This is a genomic window from Pedobacter nototheniae (genome assembly GCF_004335085.1).
In the GTDB taxonomy this organism is placed as follows: Bacteria; Bacteroidota; Bacteroidia; order Sphingobacteriales; family Sphingobacteriaceae; genus Pedobacter; species Pedobacter nototheniae.
Map to the genome: position 1 here is coordinate 65,295 of NZ_RQRS01000003.1, position 20,694 is coordinate 85,988.

General features: G+C 35.0%; 22 protein-coding genes and 1 tRNA gene. 14 read left to right on the top strand and 9 right to left on the bottom strand.

Annotated elements, in window-relative coordinates:
• Positions 1–95: 95 nt before the first annotated feature.
• The 6 genes from rlmN to EHC72_RS03835 form a co-directional block, all read right to left on the bottom strand.
• A complete protein-coding gene (gene rlmN, locus EHC72_RS03810; RefSeq protein WP_131536293.1) occupies positions 96–1,151 on the bottom strand; it encodes a 23S rRNA (adenine(2503)-C(2))-methyltransferase RlmN in 1,056 nt (351 codons plus the stop codon).
• 57 nt (positions 1,152–1,208) lie between these two features.
• Positions 1,209–1,640: a DUF3995 domain-containing protein gene (locus EHC72_RS03815; protein WP_131536295.1), complete on the bottom strand. Its 432-nt coding sequence runs from the start codon at positions 1,638–1,640 to the stop codon at positions 1,209–1,211.
• 2 nt (positions 1,641–1,642) lie between these two features.
• Positions 1,643–2,617 carry a 23S rRNA pseudouridine(2604) synthase RluF gene (rluF, locus tag EHC72_RS03820; RefSeq protein WP_131536297.1) on the bottom strand — a complete coding sequence of 325 codons (975 nt, stop codon included), beginning with the start codon at positions 2,615–2,617 and terminating at the stop codon, positions 1,643–1,645.
• A gap of 28 nt (positions 2,618–2,645) precedes the next feature.
• Positions 2,646–3,173: an NADPH-dependent FMN reductase gene (locus tag EHC72_RS03825; protein WP_131536299.1), complete on the bottom strand. Its 528-nt coding sequence runs from the start codon at positions 3,171–3,173 to the stop codon at positions 2,646–2,648.
• A 98-nt stretch (positions 3,174–3,271) separates the two neighbouring features.
• Positions 3,272–3,769 carry a DinB family protein gene (locus tag EHC72_RS03830; protein WP_131536300.1) on the bottom strand — a complete coding sequence of 166 codons (498 nt, stop codon included), beginning with the start codon at positions 3,767–3,769 and terminating at the stop codon, positions 3,272–3,274.
• Positions 3,770–3,867: 98 nt separating this feature from the next.
• The gene (locus tag EHC72_RS03835; protein ID WP_131536301.1) at positions 3,868–4,557 is read right to left on the bottom strand and encodes a helix-turn-helix transcriptional regulator; all 690 of its coding nucleotides are present in this window, start codon (positions 4,555–4,557) and stop codon (positions 3,868–3,870) included.
• Between the two features lie 213 nt (positions 4,558–4,770).
• On the opposite strand from EHC72_RS03835, the gene EHC72_RS03840 reads away from it, so the two are divergent.
• Positions 4,771–7,245, top strand: coding sequence for a hybrid sensor histidine kinase/response regulator (locus EHC72_RS03840; protein ID WP_131536302.1), 2,475 nt, complete (start codon positions 4,771–4,773; stop codon positions 7,243–7,245).
• 33 nt (positions 7,246–7,278) lie between these two features.
• Here EHC72_RS03840 and EHC72_RS03845 read toward each other — a convergent pair whose 3' ends face one another.
• The 3 genes from EHC72_RS03845 to EHC72_RS03855 form a co-directional block, all read right to left on the bottom strand.
• Positions 7,279–8,610: a sigma-54-dependent transcriptional regulator gene (locus EHC72_RS03845; RefSeq protein WP_131536303.1), complete on the bottom strand. Its 1,332-nt coding sequence runs from the start codon at positions 8,608–8,610 to the stop codon at positions 7,279–7,281.
• Positions 8,611–8,677: 67 nt separating this feature from the next.
• Positions 8,678–8,989, bottom strand: a complete 312-nt coding sequence (locus tag EHC72_RS03850; protein WP_131536304.1) for a hypothetical protein — start codon at positions 8,987–8,989, stop codon at positions 8,678–8,680.
• A 107-nt stretch (positions 8,990–9,096) separates the two neighbouring features.
• A complete protein-coding gene (locus tag EHC72_RS03855; RefSeq protein WP_131536305.1) occupies positions 9,097–9,408 on the bottom strand; it encodes a hypothetical protein in 312 nt (103 codons plus the stop codon).
• A 409-nt stretch (positions 9,409–9,817) separates the two neighbouring features.
• On the opposite strand from EHC72_RS03855, the gene EHC72_RS03860 reads away from it, so the two are divergent.
• From EHC72_RS03860 to gatA, 13 genes are all read left to right on the top strand, one after another.
• Positions 9,818–9,890 (top strand) — tRNA-Thr (locus tag EHC72_RS03860).
• Positions 9,891–10,020: 130 nt separating this feature from the next.
• Positions 10,021–11,181 (top strand): amidohydrolase family protein, encoded by a 1,161-nt coding sequence (locus tag EHC72_RS03865; protein ID WP_131536306.1) that lies wholly within the window; start codon positions 10,021–10,023, stop codon positions 11,179–11,181.
• Positions 11,182–11,192: 11 nt separating this feature from the next.
• Positions 11,193–11,330, top strand: a complete 138-nt coding sequence (locus EHC72_RS22600; RefSeq protein WP_165585759.1) for a hypothetical protein — start codon at positions 11,193–11,195, stop codon at positions 11,328–11,330.
• Positions 11,331–11,332: 2 nt separating this feature from the next.
• A complete protein-coding gene (locus EHC72_RS03870; protein ID WP_131536307.1) occupies positions 11,333–12,277 on the top strand; it encodes an NAD(P)H-dependent flavin oxidoreductase in 945 nt (314 codons plus the stop codon).
• Between the two features lie 84 nt (positions 12,278–12,361).
• Complete coding sequence (locus tag EHC72_RS03875) at positions 12,362–12,667, top strand: acylphosphatase (protein WP_131536308.1); 306 nt, start codon at positions 12,362–12,364, stop codon at positions 12,665–12,667.
• Between the two features lie 44 nt (positions 12,668–12,711).
• Positions 12,712–14,193: a lipopolysaccharide biosynthesis protein gene (locus EHC72_RS03880; protein ID WP_131536309.1), complete on the top strand. Its 1,482-nt coding sequence runs from the start codon at positions 12,712–12,714 to the stop codon at positions 14,191–14,193.
• 4 nt (positions 14,194–14,197) lie between these two features.
• Positions 14,198–14,632: a dUTP diphosphatase gene (gene dut, locus EHC72_RS03885; protein ID WP_131536310.1), complete on the top strand. Its 435-nt coding sequence runs from the start codon at positions 14,198–14,200 to the stop codon at positions 14,630–14,632.
• Positions 14,633–14,659: 27 nt separating this feature from the next.
• Complete coding sequence (locus EHC72_RS03890; RefSeq protein WP_131536311.1) at positions 14,660–16,357, top strand: tetratricopeptide repeat protein; 1,698 nt, start codon at positions 14,660–14,662, stop codon at positions 16,355–16,357.
• Positions 16,335–17,126 (top strand): DUF4292 domain-containing protein, encoded by a 792-nt coding sequence (locus tag EHC72_RS03895; RefSeq protein WP_131536313.1) that lies wholly within the window; start codon positions 16,335–16,337, stop codon positions 17,124–17,126. Before EHC72_RS03890 ends, EHC72_RS03895 begins: the two co-directional genes overlap by 23 nt.
• A gap of 193 nt (positions 17,127–17,319) precedes the next feature.
• Positions 17,320–18,609 carry a murein hydrolase activator EnvC family protein gene (locus tag EHC72_RS03900; RefSeq protein WP_131536315.1) on the top strand — a complete coding sequence of 430 codons (1,290 nt, stop codon included), beginning with the start codon at positions 17,320–17,322 and terminating at the stop codon, positions 18,607–18,609.
• A gap of 46 nt (positions 18,610–18,655) precedes the next feature.
• Positions 18,656–19,015 (top strand): Sec-independent protein translocase subunit TatA/TatB, encoded by a 360-nt coding sequence (locus EHC72_RS23225; RefSeq protein WP_131536317.1) that lies wholly within the window; start codon positions 18,656–18,658, stop codon positions 19,013–19,015.
• Between the two features lie 10 nt (positions 19,016–19,025).
• Positions 19,026–19,226, top strand: coding sequence for a twin-arginine translocase TatA/TatE family subunit (gene tatA / locus EHC72_RS03910; RefSeq protein ID WP_170311711.1), 201 nt, complete (start codon positions 19,026–19,028; stop codon positions 19,224–19,226).
• Positions 19,227–19,245: 19 nt separating this feature from the next.
• On the top strand, positions 19,246–20,664 hold the full coding sequence (gene gatA, locus EHC72_RS03915) for an Asp-tRNA(Asn)/Glu-tRNA(Gln) amidotransferase subunit GatA (RefSeq protein WP_131536319.1): 1,419 nt from the start codon (positions 19,246–19,248) through the stop codon (positions 20,662–20,664).
• The last annotated feature ends 30 nt before the right edge of the window (positions 20,665–20,694 follow it).

Here is a 20,694-nt window from a genome sequence, read left to right on the forward strand (position 1 = left end):
TAATTTCTTATTTCTAAATTAAGAAAAAAATAGTCATAACACTTCGATATAAACGAATGTTTTTCGGGTAATAAACTAATAAGGGGAAGTGAAATTTAATTTTTAGCTTCTTCTTTTACGGCTAGTTGTCCACAGGCTGCATCAATATCCTTACCTCTGCTGCGGCGAATGTTGGTGGTAATCCCCTGACCTTTCAAATAATTTGCAAAAGCATCAATTTTATCACCCTCAGCGTTTGTAAAATCAGCAAAGGAAATTGGATTATATTCAATCAGATTAACTTTACAAGGAATGTGTTTACAGAATTTTGCTAAATCCATCGCATCAGAAATCTCATCGTTAAAGTGATTGAAAACAATGTATTCGTACGTTACAGGATTTTTAGTTTTAGCGAAATAATATTTAAGCGCATCAGCCAATGCTTTTAATGAGTTTGCTTCGTTAATAGGCATAATTTCATTACGCTTTTTATCATCAGCAGCATGAAGGGAAAGGGCAAGGTTAAATTTTGCGCCATCATCTCCAAGTTTTTTAATCATTTTAGCAATTCCAGCTGTAGAAACCGTAATGCGTTTATAGCTCATGTTTAATCCATCAGGAGCAGTAATGCGTTCGATAGATTTTAAAACATTGGCATAATTTAATAAAGGCTCGCCCATACCCATATACACAATATTGGTTAATGGGTTATTGTAATTTTGCTTAGCTTGCTTATCAATTAAAACAACTTGATCATAAATCTCATCAGCATTTAAGTTGCGTTTGCGATCCATATAACCAGTAGCACAGAATTTACATGTTAAACTGCAGCCTACCTGAGAACTTACGCAGGCAGTCATTCTATCTTCCAAAGGAATTAAAACGCCTTCAACAATGTTTCCATCTGCTAAACGGAAGGTATTTTTAATGGTATGATCGTTACTAAATTGCGAATTATTAACTTGTACAGCATTAATGGCGAAACTTTCGTCTAAAGCTTTGCGCAAATCTTTTGATAGATTGCTCATATCCTCAAAACTCGTTGCCGATTTTTCCCAAAGCCATTGATACACCTGTTTAGCCCTATACGCGGGTTGTTGCATAGCAGTAAAATGCTGTTGCAGTTGCGGCAGATCTAATGCACGGATATCGGTTTTTTTTGCTGTTACCATTTGCCGCAAAGATACTTAAAAAAGGTGTAAGCCGAAAGATTGAAAGCTAATGTGTTGTTATGCAGTGTGTAAGATTACAATTGTTAAACAACTTAACGCTAAGTAAAGGCAAAGTGGACTATAAATTTTGCTATCGTTTTTGGCGAAAACAGTATCATGCACCTTTTTAAAAAAGCCAACGTACTTAAAATCACCAACTGACCTTAATAAAAATATACCAGCAATAAAGAAAACCATGTATTTTAAATATTGAACTGGAATGGAAAAAGAGATCAAATGATTTTGTAAATAAATAGTAAGTGCAAAAAATAATAAAACCAAGGCTACAATTGAAGTAGATAATTTACTTGGATTAAGCATGCACTTACCTTCTAAAGATGTTGGGATTACTTTTTCTGCTGCCCATTTACCGCCAAATACCCAATAAAAATGTAAAGCGGATAAAAACAGAAATATTATTGTATTAATGTAAATTAAGGTACTTTGCATGGCTACCTTTTATTGCGTGAATTCGGTTTGCCTGTTGGTTTGCCCTTTGCCGGTCTGGAATTTCTGCTATTGGAGTTTCCTTTTCCAGTAGGTTTTGTGGAATTTCCTGAAGATTTTTTGGCGCCACTTTTATGTGGAGCAGGTTTAGAAGGACGGAAAGATTTTTTAGGTTGCTCTTGCTTTAATTCAGGAATTTCTTCCCAAGAGTTTCCTTTTTTCTTGGCTGGCTTTTTAGCTTTGGTAACGCTTTCTGCTGAAGACGATTTTTCAATCATTTTCATTATACTTTCCATCTCCTCAGGATTAAATTCTCTCCATTCGCCCAAAGGAATACCTTTTAAATTAATGTTCATAATCCTAATGCGTTCCAATTTGGTTACTTCATAGCCAAAGTGCTCACACATACGACGAATTTGCCTATTTAAACCCTGAATTAACGTGATGTTAAAAACAAAGGTGCTAATTTGTTTCACCTTACATTTACGGGTATTTACACCTAAAATAGGCACTCCATTTGCCATTCCGTTAATAAAATCTTCTGTAATGGGCTTGTTGACAGAAACTATATATTCTTTTTCGTGCTTATTGCCAGCTCTTAAAATTTTGTTGACAATATCACCATTATTGGTTAGGAAAATTAATCCAGATGAATCTTTATCTAAACGGCCAATAGGAAAAATACGTTCGCTATGGTTTACATAATCAACAATATTATCTTTCACGTTGGATTCTGTTGTACTGGTGATGCCTACGGGTTTGTTAAAAGCTAACAATACAAAGTTTTCTTCTTCTTTGGGCTCAATGTTATGCCCGTTAACCATTACACGATCTCCTGCAAAAACCTGATCTCCAATTTTGGCCTTTTTGCCATTAATAAACACACTTCCACGCTCAATAAATTTATCTGCTTCACGACGGGAGCATAATCCACTTTCGCTAATGAATTTATTTAAACGGGTTGCAGAAGAGTTATTCATGCTGCAATTTTACGGAAATAAATTGTTTTTAGTTGTTAGTTATCTTTACCGCTTCAACAAAAAGGGCAATTTGAGTATTAAGTATTTCTAAGGTAGCTGCATCAGTTAGGTTAAACTGATCGTTTATTTTAGTTTTAGCGAAAGAAATTAATTGTGGAAATACTTCGGCCTCTATAACTGTTAAAATATCCTGTAAGGATTGAAATGCTTTTTCGCCTTGCGATGATGCTACAATGGCAAGGACAGGTTTTTTAGAGAAAGATGCACTGCTAACTGTCCAATCCAATAGATTTTTTAAAGAGCCCGGTAAACCCATTGCATATTCTGGTGTGCAGATTAAAATGCCTGGTGCCTGTTCAATTTTGGTTCTTAAATCTGTTATGCTTTGCGGAAAAGGCTCCAAATCTAAATCAGGATTAAAATGTGGAATGTCGGCAATTGAGGAAAGTATCTCGATTTTAAAACCAGCGGGAAGTAATTTAGCTACTGCTTTAATATATTGCTTGTTGGTTGAGGTTGCTTTGGTGCTGCCACAAATTGCAAAAATGGTTTTCATTTGCTAAAAGTAACAAAGCAATTGTAAAGGGAGAAGACACAAATTACATGCAGAATAGATTTTACATCTACATGTTGTTTGTGCCTTCAGTTTTTTAATTAAAATGATGGATCGTCAGCACTTGGGCCATAACTTCCAGGAATTGGGATGTTTAGCAAGCGCAAATAAACTCCAAGTTGTGCCCTGTGATGTGTAATTTGGCTAAAAACCTGACGGATCATTTCGTATTTTGTAACATCAGCCAGTATTTGCTCGCCATGCCTTAAAATCCATGATTTATTGAAATTTGAATCGGAAGCTTTTTCTAGATGTGATTTTCCATCTTCATAGCTTTTTTCAAAAAGAGCAATTAAGTCCTCATTATTTTCAACCTTAGCCTCTTCATAAGGTGTTGTTGCAAAATCCAACCCATCAGTGGTTAAAACTAGCGTAATCCAGGTTGATAATTCGGCAATATGAGAAGCAAGAGATTTCATTTTCATGCTTTTTTCATGGGGAGCCCAATCAAATTTCTCAGTAGGTACCAAGGCTAAAAACTTTTTAGTTGTTTTAGATTCTGCCTCTAATTCGGTCAATAATAATTTAATAATGTCCATATTTTCGTTTTGTTTTTATTCATTTATTAATGTTTAACAAAGAAAATAGGAGCGAGTGACAACCCTATGGCAGTCTAAAAAATAAGATGAAAATAAATTTAATAATTTACAGGAAGTACCTTCATATATTCGCTCAACGGCATGTGTTCGGGTTTCTTAAAAGGCATTCCTAAATTTTTGAGGCAAATAATTCGGGTAAGATTAAAATCACGGTATTGGTTACGAACATGGCACCAAGCAATAAGGTGCCAGCTAAAAGCATAAAAAATTAAGCCAATCGGTTCTACCTCACGCTTACTCACCTCTTCCTTTACATTTTTGTAATCGATTTCAATCAGGTTTTTTTCTGAAATGGCGTGCTGAATTAGAGAAATATATTCAAAATTGAAAGTCATCCGTTCAGGAATCTGAAGTTTAATATGCTGATTTAAACTTTCTAACTTTTCTTTCTGACTGGCCTTTAAAACAGCCTTTACTTTAGTTAATGCAGTTGCATAATGCTCATTAATAGATCGATCTGCAAAGCCAGAAACCAAACTTTCTACCAGTAATAAAGCATTTGCCTCTTCCATATTGAAAGAAACTGGTGGTAAAAAATAACCCTGCACAAGAAAATAGCCTTTATGCTGCTCAAAACTAACCGGGATTCCTTGTTCCTGGAGCGCTTTAATATCACGGTAAACGGTACGAACACTCATATTGAAACGTTCCGAAATTTTATCGGCAGTAATGTACTTTTTTGATTGTAACAGTGTTAAAATCCCAAAAAGACGGTCGATACGGTTCATAATGTTTGTTAAGCTGAGGGGGTAAAATTAAACAATTAATCCATCAATAAAATTTACTTCTGCGGACATAATATATGATGAGCTTTTCTAAAAATGTTTGGGTAGGAAGTTTATAAAAACTATGTGGTACGTTATTTGCGAACTATAAGCACATCCTTTTTCTTCAAAACTATCGTTAATAAATACTGTAAAGGGTGCACAATCAGAATTTAAATGGCGGCTGTAATTCAAAAGCGTTTTTTCAGGGCGGTAAAAAGTAAGGTAATTTTAGGGTTCCTATTTGCTTGTTTGGCACTACTGCTGGCTTGGGGAATCAGTAAATTCGCTTTTACACGCATGTTAAATACCGTTGAAGAAATTTCTGCACCAAATGATCGATTGAGAATTGTTAATGATTTATCGCATAAAATAGCCCGGTTGGATCAGCTGCAACGCGATGAAGCTTTTAATAAGCAAGGTGATTATAGTTTTTTAAGAGAATCAAGAAGATTAAGATCCAGTTTGGATACCCTTCGTAAACTATACGTTGGCGATTCTGCGCAGCTAGCGAGGATTAAATCAATAAAAAGTTTGTTGTTAGATCGTGATAAACAGTTTGTAAACTATTTAAAGGTTAGAGAAACACTGGTAAATACGAAATCATTTTCTGATGAGGTGCAGAAACTAAATGAGCTGGTTACTAAAAGATCAATGCAAACAGATAGTGCCGTTCTTACCACCGAGACTACAACATCAACCACAACTGTTGCGCCAGATGAAGAAGCAAAATCAAGAGGCTTTTTAAGTAAGCTTTTTGGCAAGAAAAAGGCTGATGTTTACAAAATTATTAATGAAGAATTTAAAGTAAAACGAGATACTCTAAATGCAAAGGCCGAGGATAGCATTATGAAAAGCATGACGGGTTCTTTGAAAAATATTGAACACGAACAACGACAAAAAAGCCAGAAATTTTTAAAGAAAGAAGCCGATTTATCGAGTGCTAGTAATGCATTAACGGCTCAAATGCTTCAAATTTTGCGTGAAGTAGAGGGCGAAGCCGTTGCACAAGTAGATTTAAACGGAATACAGGCCAAAGAAGTTGTAAACGATGGTATTACTCAAATTACAACTATTTTAATCGCATTTTTTTTATTGACTGTGATTTTGCTGTACTTAATATTATCCGATATTACCAAAAGTAACAAATATAGAAAAGAGCTTGAGGCCGCTAAGGATGAAGCAGAATATCATGGTAAGGCAAAACAGCGTTTTCTTTCTAATATGAGTCATGAAATACGAACGCCTTTGCAATCTATTTTAGGCTATGCAGAGCTGATTGCCCAACAAAATTCGCCGAGTAAAAAAGATGTAAATGCCATTTACCAATCGTCCATTCATTTATTGCAGATTGTAAATGAGGTTTTAGATTATAACCGGATTATATCAGGCGAATTTAGCTTTAATAATCAGGTTTTTGATGTGAAAAAGGTTCTTGATGAAGTGGTTTCAGTTATGCGCCCATTGGCAGAACAGAAATCACTTGCCTTAATTGTAGATTTAGATTTATCAGGAATTGAATTTGTAAGAGGAGACGCATTCCGATTGAAGCAAATTCTTTTTAATTTATTAGGCAACGCAGTAAAATTCACGTTGAAGGGCGAAATTACGCTCATGGCATCCTGCAAACGACAAGAAAATGATTTAAACTTTAATTTCACTATAAAGGATACGGGCATAGGTTTTGCCGAAACCGATATTAATAAAATATTTAAAGAGTTTGAGCAGATAGAAACACCCGAAAAACATTTAATTAATCAAACAGGAACAGGCTTAGGCTTAACAATTGTTAAATCTCTTATCGAAAACCAAGGTGGAAGGATTTATGTGAAAAGTAAACCAAGCGTTGGAACATCTTTTAATATTTACCTTAAATATGAATATACCGACGAAAAAGTAAATGATGCGCTTGATTTGGAACATTATGCTATTGTAAAACCTGGCGAAGTGTGGGTTATTGATGATGATAAGCTAATTTTAGATTTGTGTAGTTTGATTTTTGAAAAGAATAAAATTCCTTTTAAAAGTTTCAATCAAGTTGCGGGTATTCTGGGTGAAGAACCGAATGAAAATTTAAAATATGTTTTAATAGATATGCGCATGCCTGAAATGTCGGGTATTGAACTTTGCCATATTTTAAAGAAGAAATTGCCTGTAGATGTTAAGTTTTTTGCCATTACAGCTCAGGTTTTGCCGGAGGAAAGAGCAATTGTATTAAGCGAAGGTTTTGATGGGTTGATTATGAAGCCTTTCCGTATGGTTGATTTGCTCTCCATTTTTGAAAGGACTGAAATTTTAGCGGAGCAACCAGAGTTTGACTTTTCTTCTATTGAGAAAATGACTTTTGGAGATCAGCAATTGCTGGATAAAATATTGAATAGATTTAAATTGGATTGTAGAACGGATACAGTTGAGCTAAAAGAATCTGTGAATGAAAATGATGCAGAAAAAAGCCGTTTGCTGGTGCATCGCCTTGCGGGAAGAACTGCACAAATGGGTGCCAAAACATTAGCCGCTGCATTTAGAAATTTGGAAATTGAAATTGATGGCAACGGATTAACTACAGAAAATAGGCATAATGTTTCACTGGAACTTAAAAAACTTGAAAACCTAATTAATTTTATAGAAAAAATGGATCAGGTTTCTGTTTAGCTACCGTTAAAATTACACTTCTGGCATAAATTACTATTCAATACCGTAGCGTTCCATTTTGCTATATAAAGTCTTTCTATCGATATTTAAAAGTTTTGCAGCTTTGGATTTGTTATGTTTCACTTTAATCAGCGTTTCGGTAATTAAAGCTTTCTCATTAGATTCATTAACTGCTTTTAAATCTGAAGAACTGTTTTTAGGTGCTTGCTGATTGATGGAAATCATCATTTCATCTGGCAAAGCTTCAATTTGGGCAACTTCTCCAGGGCTTAGCAATACCATTCTTTTAACTACATTGCTTAACTCACGTAAGTTTCCGGGCCAATCGTATTGTAATAATAAAGCTTTGGCATCGGCCGAAATGCTTTTTACATTTCTACCTAAATCTCGGTTAGATAGTTGTACAAAATGATTTATAAATAATTCTAAATCGCCACCACGGTCTCTTAAAGCTGGCAGCTGTATTTTAAATTCGTTTAAACGGTGGTATAAATCTTCTCTAAATTCGCCCTGTTGCATGCTGTTGGCTAAATCATCATTTGTAGCCGTTATAATTCTAACATTAACAGGAATTTGCTTAGTGCTGCCAAGGGGCTGTATAACTCTTTCTTGTAGCGCACGTAGCAATTTAATTTGCACCTCATAACTCAGGTTACCAACTTCATCCAAAAATAAAGTGCCGCCATCAGCAGCCTCAAACTGACCTTTTTTATCATTTAAAGCGCCAGTAAAAGCACCTTTAACGTGCCCGAAAAGTTCGCTAGCGGCCAAATCTTTTGATAAGGCACCACAATCTATCGCAATAAAAGGTTTATTGGCTCTTTTGCTTTGTTTATGCAAGGTTCGGGCTGCATATTCTTTTCCAGTTCCACTTTCGCCTTGGATAATTACAGACATATCTGTTGGAGCTACCAAATTAATATGCTCATATAATTTATCCGCTATTGCGCTTTTACCTTTAATAAAATCGGTGTCCGTATCTTTCTGTTCGGTGGTTTTGCCCTCTTTTTTTAATAAGGAATTTTTAATCACCATTAAAAGTTCGTCGGGGTTTACCGGTTTGGTAATGTAATCAAAAGCACCAAGCTGAATGGATTTTACAGCAGTTCTAACATCGTTAAAACTGGTCATAATAATAATGGGAATAGATAAACCAAGATCTCTGGTATGCGTTAAAACCTCAAAGCCAGTTCCATCAGGTAGGCGGTAATCGATTAATAGTAAATCGAATTCCTGATTTTCAATCAATTTAAATGATTGACGGATGTGAGTTACAAGTGTAATCTCATGCTTGTTTTTAATTAAAAAACCTTCTAATAATTGAGCAAAAGTTGTATCGTCTTCTAAAATCAGGATTCTCGCCATATACAAAAATAACAAAAGCCAGATAAAATCCGGCTTTTGTTATTAAGGTAGATGTAATATTTAAGGGTTATTGTACTGGCTTACCATCTTTGTCAATTTTAACTGAACCTGTTTCAGCCTCTTTTTTAACATTGATGATGTAATATTCTTTAGTTCCTTCTTTAGCTAACCAAGCTTCAGTAGGCGTCCATCCTTTATAAGTATCACCTTTTAAGGCAGTTGTAACTGGCTCAGGTAATTCTTCCAATTTAACTGGAGTTTTGGTAACGCTATCTTGAACTGCAACAATTGCAGTAGTTTTAAAATCTTTAACTTCACTTGCTTGTACTGCTGTAAATCCTGCTACAGCTAATGCTGCTGATAAAATGAACTTTTTCATAACTTTATTTTTTTATTGCTCTCTTTTAAAGAGCTGTGAATAATTAATTTTTGTTAGAATAAAGCCGGTTTTACCCGACTTTATTTAATAAATAGATGATATTTAGTTTATTGAACTGGTTTTCCGTCTTTGTCAATTTTAACTGAACCTGTTTCAGCTTCTTTTTTAACGTTAATTAAATAATATTCCGCTGTTCCATCTTTTACTAGCCAAGCTTCAGTAGCTGTCCAACCTTTATAGGCATCACCTTTTAATGCGGTTGTAACTGGCTCAGGTAGCTCTTCTAATTTAACTGGAGTTTTAGTAACGCTATCTTGAACTGCTACAATTGCAGTAGTTTTAAAATCTTTAACTTCACTTGCCTGTACTGCTGTTAATCCTGCTACAGCTAATGCTGCTGATAAAATGAACTTTTTCATAGTATGATTTTTAAAATTTATATGTGTAACAATACTTGCTAAGGTTACATAATGATGCCAAAGCAGCATTTTTTATTTAAATGTTTAATTTTCAGTATTTTATATTTTTAGCGCCTAAAACAAATGTGTGGAGTTTCTCCACAAAATGGGGGTAAGGGCAACAGAAAAGCAGCTGAAAAAGGTTTGGTTTAAAAATGAGGAGATGGAGTGTGCCAAAAATTAGAAGCAATTCTTTTATTTAAAAACTTGAAATTTTATACAAGTCGCCTTATTAAATAAAATTGATATTCAATTATTTAGCGCTTTAAAGTAGGTTAACTGCGTTTATTGAGTAATAATAGGGGCGTAAAAATTTTAAATTTGAGTTTTAAAAAAGAAGTTTTTTTTCTATCATTGCAGAAAATTAAAAGCCTCCTTAGCTCAGCTGGTAGAGCAACTGACTTGTAATCAGTAGGTCATTGGTTCGATTCCGATAGGAGGCTCTTTTTTTCTTACAAAATCTCTTATTCTTTTCAATAATCCTCAGGAGATTCTTCAATAATATTTCAAGCAAAATACAGTACTCAAAAAATAAATTTTTTTGCTTGCCCTTATTCCCCTTAATTTGTGATTATGCTAAAATACTTTTCTGCCGATTGGGTTTTCCCCGTAAATCAGCCGCCAATTAAAAATGGAGTTGTAGTTGTAACTGCAGATGGGGAAATTAAAGAAGTTCTTACTGAAGACGAAGCTGTGAATCTCGATTTGCAAGGTATTACTAAACTTAAAGGTGCTTTAATACCAGGATTTATCAATACGCATTGCCATTTAGAACTATCAAACATGCTTGGGTTAATACCAGAGCGTACTGGTTTGGTAGAATTTGTACAATCTATTATAAAGAATAGGCAGGCTGATACAGATTTAATTGTAACTGCAATGGAAAGGGCAGATGAGCAAATGTTTGAAAATGGAATTGTTGCTGTTGGCGATATTTCTAACCAACCCATTTCTAAATCAATAAAGCAGAACAGTAAAATTTATTACTATACTTTTATTGAGGCGATGGGTTTTAATCCTGAAAGGGCAGAAGCAATTATGGATTATGCCAAAGGCGTAAAAGCACAGTTTGCACCGTTGCCATGTTCTATTGTTCCTCACGCACCTTATTCGGTATCCGAAAAACTATTTCAGCTTATTGATGATTATGCTCAAGATTCTTTTTTAAGTATCCATAATCAGGAAACAGCAGAGGAAAATACCTTTTTCGAAACAAAAACTGGTGGTTTCTTAAAGCTTTATGAATTTTTAAATCTCAATATAGATTTCTTTCAACCATCTGGTAAAACATCCCTACAAACATGGTTGCCTCATCTAAACCAAAAAACATTATTGGTTCATAATACATTTACCAATAAAACGGATTTGGAGTTTGCACAACAAAATAAAGCCGATTTGTATTGGTGCCTTTGTCCGCAAGCTAACCTTTATATAGAAAATAAACTTCCAAATGTAGATTTGTTAATGGATGAAAGTGTCAAAATAACGCTAGGAACGGATAGCTTAGCGAGTAATCATCAATTAAATATTTTGGCAGAAATGAAAATACTGCAAATTGAAAAGCACATTGGTTTTAATGATCTTTTGAAATGGGCTACAATAAATGGTGCCGAATTTTTAGAGCTAGATAAACAACTTGGAACTTTGGAGCCAGGCAAAAGACCAGGAATAAATTTAATTAACCTTTCGGATGATTTTATTATTGAAAATGATAATGTTCAAAGGATAATTTAATATGTAACGTAATGAAAATAGCCACATTAGTTGATTATCAGGATGCTGTAAAAACATTAAACTGCCTTCAGCAAATTAAAAATCATGATGTTTTAGTATTAAATAAAACGGAAAAAAATAACATTGCAAACCCCGAAACCATATCATAAACATGAACGCAATTTGTAAGCTATTCAATATTAAATATCCAATTATACAAGCTGGAATGATTTGGTGTAGCGGCTGGCGCTTGGCTTCAGCTGTATCCAACGCTGGTGGCTTAGGCATTATTGGTGCTGGCTCTATGTATCCTGAAGTGTTGCGCACTCATATTCAAAAGTGCAAGCAGGCAACTAATTTCCCTTTTGCGGTTAATGTTCCACTACTTTACCCAAATATTAGCGAGATTATAGATATTATAATAAAAGAAGACGTTAAAATTGTTTTCACCTCTGCAGGAAATCCTGCCACATGGACGGGCATTTTAAAAGAGCATGGAATTACAGTTGTCCATGTAATTGCAAATACAAAGTTTGCCCTAAAAGCTCAGGAGGCAGGCGCTGATGCTGTTGTAGCCGAAGGTTTTGAAGCTGGTGGGCATAATGGAAGAGAAGAAACCACTACGCTTTGCTTAATTCCGATGATTGCTGAAGCCTTAAAAATTCCAGTTATTGCAGCTGGAGGTATTGGTGGCGGTAAAGCAATGCTTGCGGCTTTTGCGCTTGGAGCCAAAGGTGTTCAAGTTGGGTCGGCCTTTGCCGTTGCTGAAGAATCATCAGCACACCCTGCATTTAAAAATAAAATAATTTCATCAGTTGAAGGCGATACCAAACTTGCCATGAAAAAATTGGTTCCTGTACGGTTATTAAAAAATGAATTTGCTAATGCTATTGCCCTAGCAGAAGCTGATGGCGCAGACAGAGAAAAATTAATGGAACTTTTAGGCAGGGCACGGGCAAAGTTGGGCATGTTTGAAGGCGATTTGGAAAATGGCGAACTTGAGATTGGGCAAGTAAGTACCATGCTTAAAGGAATAAAACCCGCAGCGGAGATTTTGAAAGATATTTGGAATGAATTTCTGGTTGAAAAGGAAAAAATTGCCGCGTTAAGTTTCTAAAAATTGTAGATTATATTTCAATATAAACTAAAAGATAGCCTAATTATTGGCTCAACTTATAACTTTGCATCATAACTAGCAAAAATGAGTGATCAATCATCAAAGGTAAAACACATTAATATAGTCGTTTCGGGCAAGGTTCAGGGCGTATTTTTTAGGGCAAGCACCAAGGCTGTTGCCGATCAAATGGGCATTAAAGGCTTTGTTAAAAATGAAAAAGATGGGTCGGTATATATTGAAGCAGAGGCAGAGCAATTTATATTAGATGCTTTTATAGACTGGTGTAAAGAAGGTCCAGAAAAATCTAAAGTAGAAAATGTGGAGGTAACTGATGGCGAATTTAAGAACTACCGCAATTTCGAGGTTGTAAAAAAGAATTTGTTATGGTAAACGGCATCATTAAACATTTTACCTTACCAATTTTACACTAAAATATGTCAGTATATAAAAAGTTTGCAGGTCAAACCTTAGTTTATGGGTTAAGCACTATTTTTTCAAGGCTCTTTAACTTTATTTTAACTCCAATTTATACAAGGGTTTATCCAACAAGTGTTTATGGTATTTTTACAAAGATGTTTAGCTATGCATCTATAATAAATCCCATTTTGGCGTTTGGAATGGAAACCACCTTTTTTAGGTATCTAAATAAACATGAAGATCGAAAGCAAGAAGTTTATAACAATAGCTTTTTAGTAATCGGTTTTATTTCTGTTTTATTCCTAATTACTGGGCATGTTTTTTCAGATTATCTTGCTCGTTTCACCTTAAACGGAAGCCTGGATCAACTAAACGATCAGAAATTATACATTAAGTTTTTCGTTTGGATTTTGTTTGTAGATGCCATTAGCGTAATTCCCTTTGCAAAGCTACGTGCTGATGGAAAGCCGATGAGATATAGTGTAATCCGTTTTTTAAATATTGGTGTATTTGTAGGCTTCAACCTGATTTTTATTTTCGTAATACCTTTTCTTATAAAACATCATGTAGTTAGCGATTGGTTATCATCGTGGTATAAAGGCCGTTGGGTTGGTTATGTTTTTGTATCTAATTTAATTGCAAGCGTTGTTACGCTGTTAATGCTTATTCCGCAGTTTCTCGAAATTCGTTTCAAGTTTAATAAAGCCTTATTTAGCAACATGTTTGGCTACAGTTGGCCCGTGCTAGTAGCAAATTTATCGTTTATTATTAACGAAAACCTTGATAAAATTTTATTAAGCAAGTACCTTCCTACAAACATCGCCGATCATGATATTGGTATTTACGGAGCTGTTTGTAAGCTGGCTATTTTTATCAGTATTTTTAATACGGCGTTTCGTTTAGGGGCAGAACCGTTTTTCTTTAGTCATGCTAAAAATAAAAATGCCAAAACAACTTACGCAACAATCTTATACTATTTTGTATTAGCCTTAACTATTTTATTCGTCGGTTTAACCGCTAATATTGAGATTATTAAACACTTTATATCAGATAAATATTGGGTTGGATTACCAGCGGTACCCTATTTACTGTTTGGATATGTTTGTTTAGGTATTTACATGAACTTGTCTATCTGGTATCGTTTATCAGATCAAACTAGGTATGGATTATACATTTCTTTAGTGGGCGCCATATTTACCATTGTAATGAACATTATTTTAATTCCGAAATTCAGCTACATGGGCTCAGCATGGGTATCAATGCTTGCTTATTTTATTATAATGGTTATTTCGTACGTTCTGGGGCAAAAGCATTATCCTATTCCATATAACTTAAAACGGATGGTAACTTACCTAATTGTTTCTATAGTATTGGTTTATCTATCTTTTGGAGTCTTCAAACAAAATATTTACATTGGTAATGGTCTGTTGATCGTATTTTTGATTGGTATATTTTACTTCGAGAAGGATAACCTGATGAAAATGCTGAAAAGGAATTAAGAATATGGAAATCAAAATTATTAATAAATCTGAACACCCATTACCACAATATGAAACTGCACATGCCGCAGGAATGGATTTGCGTGCTTTTACTGCAGAAGAAATTACCTTAAAACCTTTACAGCGTAAGCTTGTTCCCACAGGTTTACATATAGAGTTACCTATAGGTTACGAAGCCCAAATACGCCCCAGAAGTGGGTTGGCTTATAAACATGGAATTAGCATTGTAAACTCTCCAGGTACAATTGATGCCGATTACCGTGGTGAAATTAAGGTTTTGCTCGTTAATTTATCCGAAGCAGATTTTAAGATCAATAACGGAGATAGAATTGCACAAATGGTTATCGCAAAACATGAAACCGTTAGTTGGAATACTGTTGATGAGTTAACCGAAACCTCAAGAGGAGAAGGTGGTTATGGGCATACTGGAAAAGCCTAGTTTTGCGTTATTTGTGGAGCATATATCATGAAGTTTAAAAATAAATATTCCCTTTTGGCATTAAGTTTCATTAGTGTAAATGCTTTTGGACAAATAAATTCTGCAACTGGTGCAGCCGATAGCAATGTGGTAAAGCAACTGTTTTTTGCTGGCTTAAAGGAGAAAATGTCTGAAAACTATCCACTAGCTTCAACCAACTTTAATAAAATAGTAAATCTCGACCCTAATAATCACGCTGCTTACTTTGAATTAGCCAATGCAAATTACCGCATGGATAAACTTACCGATGCGGAGCAAAATATTAAGCAAGCCTTAAAAATAAATCCTGATAACCAATGGTATTGGCGTTTGCTAAGCGAAATTTATAAGCGCACAAACAAAATGACGGAGCTGGTTAATGTTTTTAACCAGTTAATTCGGATTCAGCCCGATAATGATGCCTATTATTTTGATAAAGCCAACGCACAATATTTAGCAAATCAACCCGAAGAATCAAAAAAAACTTATAACGATATTGAGCAAAAGTTTGGCCTATCGAAAGAATTAACAAGCGCCAGGCAGCGTTTCCAGCAAAGTGGAAGTGCTACAGAAAGTGATATTGTAAAGTTATTGGAAGGCAACCAGGCCGATGTTAAAAATTATTTATACGCTGCAGGTTTATTGTTGCAAAAAGATAATGATGTAGAAGCATTAAAGGTTTTAGAAAAAGCACAAAAATTAGAGCCGAATAACTATGAGGTTAATCTCGGTTTAGCCGATATTTATCGCAAGCAGAAAAAGGATGACGAAGCTTTCTCCGCCTTAAAACAGGCCTTTTTGAGTGATGAAATGCCACATAATGAAAAGGTGAAAATAATTGCCGCATTATTCTCTAAATTAAGTCAGCCGGTTGTAGCTAAAAATATAACAGAACTAAGCAGAATTGTTGCAGAAAAAAATCCAAATGATGTTAAAGCACTTTCACTTTATGGAGATGTTTTATATCAGCAAAATAAATTGAAAGAAGCATTGGTTCAATATCAGGCCGCTTTAAAACAAAGCCAGCAAATTTATGCAGTTTGGGAACAGGTAATTAACATTCAAACTTTGCTTGGCCATTATGAAGATGCTGTAAAAGTTGGTGATGAAGCGTTAAATATTTACCCAAATCAAGCCGGATTATATTATTACTTGGCTTATGCCTTATTTAAAACCGGAAAGCTGGATTTGGCTCAAAACAACCTGAAAACTGCTTTACAACTGGATGTGGATAATAAAAGTTTACAAGCCCAGGTTTATGCACTTCAGGGTGATATTTACATTAACCAAAATAATTTTAGTGCCGCAAAAGGCGCTTTTGAAAAGGCAATTGCTATGGAGCCAGATAATTATTTGATTATGAATAATTATGCCTATTACCTCGCTTTAAAAAACGATGACCTGAGTAAGGCTGCGAAATATGCAGAAACGGCAGCCAATGCAATGCCCAATAACTCATCAATAACAGATACCTATGCCTTTATTTTGTTTAAGCAACAAAAATATGCCTTAGCACAAACCTGGATAGAGAAAGCCTTGCAAAACAATAGTAACCGTAATGGTGTTTATTTGGAGCGTTACGGAGATATCCTTTATATGAAAGGCGAAAAGGATGCTGCATTATTACAGTGGCAAAAAGCTAAGGAAGCCGGTAATGGTTCTGAGATATTAAATAAGAAGATAAATGAAAAGAAATATTTTAAATAGCCTATTTGTAATTGCTGCAATAACTTTAGTTTCTGCATGTAAGCCAAAACGTGAAATTGTAGTTGCCCCACCAACTAAAGCAGAAATTAAAACCGACCACTCCAAAGAAGAGGCGCTAACACTGTTAAACAGCAAACAGCTTAAATTTAATACCTTATCATTAAAGGCTAAAGCTAATTTAGATATTGCAGGTGATGCTAATGATGTAACCATGAACTTTAGAATGAAAGATAAGGAAGTAATTTGGGTAAGTATTACAGCCTTAGGGGGCGCTTACGAACCTGCAAGAGCATTAATTACGCCAGATAGTATTAAAATTATGAATAGAGCCAAAAGTGAATACATTAAAAAACCTTTTAGCTACATTTATAATTTCACCAATAAGCAGATTAATTTTAATACCCTACAAGCCATTTTAACAGGTAACGCAATCGGCGATTATTTAAACAACCAATCTAATTTAAAAATGGATAATGGAGTATGGTCAGTTGCGGGTAGCAAAGATAATTTAGACTATAACTTTTTATTCAACACGTTATTTAAATTGTCTGAAACTAATTTAAATGATGCTAAAGCTGGTCAGGCATTAAAGGTAACTTATGATGGATATCAAAAAGTAAACGAATATTTGTTTCCAAGCGCTTTAAAAATCAACACCTTATCTAACGGAAAAAAGATTAATATCAATTTAGAATTTACAAAGATTGATGGCAATGTTCCTGTAGAATTTCCGTTTAATGTACCAAAGAGGTTTACAGTAGTAAAATAAGATTACACCAAATATTTACAAAATATTCAGCACCGTTTCTCCCTAAAAAAGATAGAGTTATGGTGCTGTTTGCTGTAATAAATTTTTCTTCGAGCATGAAGATTAAGTGAAGATGTTTTTACTATTGGCGCTTAAGTGCCCTGTATATCAATTTTAATATATTTTACTGTAAAATTTTTATACTTTTGGCTTAATGAAGCTACACAGACTCGTATTTATTCTTGTTTTTTGTGTTTTTGGTCTTTCGGCTACTGCACAAACCGCAAATGAACTTAAAAGGAAAAAGGAAGCTATTCAGCGTGAAATTGAGCAGTTGCAAAAAAACCTTAGCAAAACCGCTAATGGAAAAAAACTTACGTTACAGCAAATAAATGCCTTAAATGCTCAAATTCGCTTACGTCAGGATAAGATTGGAACCATCAATTCTGAAATAAAAAATTTAGATAACCAAATCTCTCAGAACACAAATACCGTACATACGTTGCAAGGTCAGTTAGGTGATCTTAAAAAAGAGTATGCAGCAATGATTCGTTTTGCACAACGCAACCGAAACTCGTACGATAAAATGATGTTTATTTTTGCAGCCCGAGATTTTAATCAGGCTTATAAAAGAATCAAATATTTACAACAATTTAGCCAATACCGTAAAAAACAAGCGGGTTATATAGAAAATACACAAAGAGACCTTAACGGTAAAATAGTGATTCTGGATAGAACACTGAAAGAAAAAAGTTCACTTTTAAAAGATCAGGAAAAAGAGAAAGAAAAGCTTGGTAAAGATAAAAATGAGCAATCTGTAGCCTTAAATCAACTTAGTAAGCAAGAAAAGCAGTTTAAAAGAGATATTGCAACTAAGAAAAAGCAAGAAGCGCAAATGGATAGAGCAATTAAACTAGCTATTCAAAAAGCAATTGAAGATGAAAGAAGGAGAGTGGCAGAAGAAGCTAGGAAAAAAGCAGCAGAAGAAGCTAGAATAGCCGCGGCAAAAGCTAAGGCAGAAAATAGACCAGCTCCAGTTGCTGCACCTGCTGCAAAAGCTAAATCAAATAGCGAATTGCTTACCGCTACGCCAGAATCTGCTAAACTATCAGCAGGTTTTGAAAATAATAGAGGACGTTTGCCTTATCCGGTTGCCACAGGAACAATTACACAGCGTTTTGGTGTATATAAAGTGGATCAGGCTTCAATGAATAACGAAGGCATTGACATTACAACTGCTGAAGGTTCTTCTGTTCGTGCGGTTTTTGAAGGCGATGTGTTTATGGTGAGTTTGATTTATGGGCAATATTTTATAGTAATTAAACATGGAGATTACTTCACTGTTTATAAAAATTTAAGGTCAGTAAGTGTAAATAAAGGCGACAAAGTAAGCACTAAACAAACCATAGGTACAGTAGCAAATACTGGTGATGTAGCAGAACTACATTTTGAGGTGATGAGAGGAATGAATAAGCTTAACCCGGAAGCTTGGATTAGTAAATAAAGAAGAGAGTTTTAAATTGTTTATATTTGTATAAATTATATTAGTGATGTATCAAGGCACGTTATTAGAGTTTTTGAACATGGGTGGGTCAGAGATCATACTCATTTTAGTAGTAGTACTTTTGTTATTCGGAGGTAAAAAATTACCAGAATTAGCAAGAGGATTGGGCAAGGGAATCAGGGAGTTTAAAGATGCTTCCGACGGAGTAAAGCGAGAGATTCACAGAAATATTAATGCCATGGATTTAGATAAAGAAATGGCAGAAGAAACAGTAAACAACAACAACAACGAACGTCATCACCCAACTGAAACAAGTCCGGTTGATGAAAAAGTATCATCAGATGTTCCTCATCCCTCGAGTACGCCCATAGATGAAAAAATTGTAACTGATAGTCAAAAAGTTTAAACAAAAAGTTATGTTAAATACAACAATAGCAGCAATGCTCGGTACACCTGAAATTGTGATTATTTTAGTCGTTGTGCTATTACTTTTCGGAGGTAAAAAAATCCCTGAACTTATGCGTGGTTTAGGTAAAGGTGTAAAAGAATTTAAAGATGGTAAAGACGGAACTGACGGAGATCAAGTAGATCCATCAAACAGAGATAAAACCGTTTAATCGTAATTAATTTTAAGTTTTGAAGAAATACAGCTCTCTCAAGGAGATACAAACGCTCATTTCGCAAAAGCAACTAACTTTACCGGATTTATTGGCTTATTATTTTAAGCAAATTAAGGATAATGAACACCTCAATGCATTTAATGAGGTGTTTTTTTATACGGCAGAAGTTCAGGCAAAAGCGGTACAACAAAAGATAGAAGAAGGTACTTCCGGTAAATTGGCCGGTATGGTTATCGGTATTAAAGATAATATCTGTTATCAGGATCATATTGTTACAGCATCATCAAAAATGCTCGATGGTTTTGTATCCCCTTATTCATCAACCGTTGTTAAACGCTTATTACAGGAAGATGCCGTAATTATCGGTCGTTTAAACTGTGATGAATTTGCAATGGGCGGTTCTAATGAAACTTCATACTTTGGTGCCGCAAAAAATGCAGCCAATCCAGAATTAGTTCCCGGAGGTTCTTCTGGCGGTTCGGCTGTAGCTGTACAGGCAGATATGTGTCTATCCGCCTTAGGTACAGATACTGGCGGTTCGGTTAGGCAACCAGCGGCTTTTTGTGGTCAAATTGGGCTAAAACCAACTTACGGTCGCATTTCCCGCTACGGTGTCATTGCGTATGCCTCTTCTTTCGATCAAGTTGGCCCCATTACCTCATCGGTAGAAGATGCCGCTCTATTGCTGCAGGTTTTAGCAGGAGCAGATGAAAATGATAGTACGGTTTCTCCATTGGCAGTGCCAGATTATCCTGCACATCTTCATAACCATTCAAAACAAAAAATTGCCGTATTAAAGGAAACTATAGAAAGTGATGCCCTTGACCCAGAAATTAAAGAGGCAATTTTAAAATCAATAGAAGATTTAAAAGCAAAAGGACATACAGTAGAATATGTATCGTTCGATTTGCTGGATTATCTTGTTCCTGCATATTATATTTTAACCACTGCTGAAGCTTCATCCAATCTATCCCGCTATGATGGCGTGCACTATGGGCATCGCAATACGGAAGCAAAATCTTTAAACGAACTGTATAAATTATCACGAGCTGAGGGCTTTGGCGAAGAAGTTAAACGCAGAATTTTACTTGGTACTTTTGTTTTAAGTGCAGGTTATTATGATGCTTATTACCAAAAAGCACAACAGGTGAGGCGGTTGATTAGAGAAAAATTAGATGAACTATTTCATAATTACGATTTGATTTTATCTCCGGTAGCACCTACGCCAGCATTTAAAATAGGCGATAATATGCAAGATCCGTTAGTAATGTACATGGCAGATATTTTTACTGTGCTACCATCATTGAGTGGAAACCCAGCCATTGCCTTGCCTTTGGGCAATAATGCCGAAGGTTTGCCGTTAAGTATTCAATTTACAGCCAAACATTTTGAGGAAGATAAGCTGCTGGCTTTTTCTCAGGCATTTTTATCATAAGTATTACCGTCATTGTAAGGTAGAGAACAA